Genomic DNA, 1,392 nt, shown 5'->3' with positions numbered 1-1,392 from the left:
CAAACCACCCCCGCTCTCCCGCATCGTGAGAGTCGGATGTCAAACAAGCGCTGACGCTCCGCTTAGCGGCTATTGATCAGCGATTCCCTAGGCTGACACCAAATCGTCATGTGGATTGTGTCCAATGCGCGGTTGGCTTCTGCGACGCACTCTTGGGGTTCAGGCCGCTGCCGGCCATCGTGCTCTCGGGCGTGCTGCCACTCATCGCCGCAACAGAAAGTACACCCTTCGCGAGACAGCGCGAAGCGAAACCGGGCAAAGCAATTTTGAAGGTCAATATGCATCAAATTCTCGTTCCTCCCATGACCTCGACCGACACGCCGCAGCCGGGTACTCGCAGCCGGAGAAGGATCCGCTGGACTGATTCCGCCAGCGTCCAGGCCCTGCGCCAGGACGCCGCAAACCTGTGGGCAGTGGCGCAGGCGGGCATGAACAAGGCAGGTACTGCCACCTCCCATCACCCTGCCGACTTGCTCCAGCAGGCCGCTATCCTCGACACGGCCGCTGACGTGCTGGCGCTGACCAACTGGACCTGAGTCAGTTCGCTGCCATCCTACAACGCGCTCCTTTCCGACCTCCCTTGTTTCCGCATCAGGCTTTTCTCGCTGGGTAGAGAAATGCGCGACCAGCACGACGTCGCGAGAATTAATCGCGCCTAATTCTTCTTTCGCAAATTAACATATGCGATGCCAGCGGTGACTCCGTTACCAGCCGGGACGGTCCTGTAGCGGGCTCCAGTGGTAAACACTAGACCACCTTGGCTACAATGTGTTTCCTCGGATATGCTGGCGGACCGAATGACTGTGCTGCAATCGGCGGCAAGAAGCTTAAGCTTGAGCAGCAAGTCCAGATTGGAAATTTGATTTCTGCATGCGGTATGCATGCGTTGCTTCGAGGATGAAATGGCGACTGGCATTGTGAAGTGGTTCAACAACGAAAAGGGATTTGGTTTCATTACCCCGGACGGCGGTGGCGCGGACTTGTTTGCCCACCACACGGAAATCCAGGGCACTGGATACCGGTCCCTTGATGAGGGCGCCAAGGTCGAATTCGACGCAAGGCAAAGCCCAAAAGGGTTGCAAGCCTCGCAGCTTCGCAAGCTGTAGTCGCCGTTGCGGCTAGGCAGTCGAGATGGAATAAAGGCCCTTCGCTGTCACGAGGGGATTTTTTGTTTCCGGTAACACTATTACTAACCTTTTAGAAAGTATTGTCATGTGAGACAATGCTTTCATGAAATGCAAACGAAACTCGGATGCTCGGTCGATCGAGCATCAAGCCTTGCAGGTAATGCGGCAGCAGGCAGTGAAGGCTATTCGCGAAGGTCAGACGGTAGAATTGCAGGTAATGCGGCAGCAGGCAGTGAAGGCTATTCGCGAAGGTCAGACGGTAGAA

Annotated in this window: 2 protein-coding genes; both read left to right on the top strand. The window is 56.0% G+C overall.

Annotation, left to right across the window (positions count from 1 at the left end; all coding sequences use genetic code 11):
* Positions 1 to 191 precede the first annotated feature (191 nt).
* Complete coding sequence (locus AC1DT6_RS40470) at positions 192 to 536, top strand: hypothetical protein (RefSeq protein WP_477103588.1); 345 nt, start codon at positions 192 to 194, stop codon at positions 534 to 536.
* Positions 537 to 902: 366 nt separating this feature from the next.
* Positions 903 to 1,106 carry a cold-shock protein gene (locus tag AC1DT6_RS40465; RefSeq protein ID WP_477103602.1) on the top strand — a complete coding sequence of 68 codons (204 nt, stop codon included), beginning with the start codon at positions 903 to 905 and terminating at the stop codon, positions 1,104 to 1,106.
* The last annotated feature ends 286 nt before the right edge of the window (positions 1,107 to 1,392 follow it).

The organism is Cupriavidus sp. 01L45, assembly GCF_056399885.1.
The sequence above is the reverse complement of the archived record's forward strand: the minus strand, read 5'-3'. Positions and strand labels throughout refer to the sequence as shown.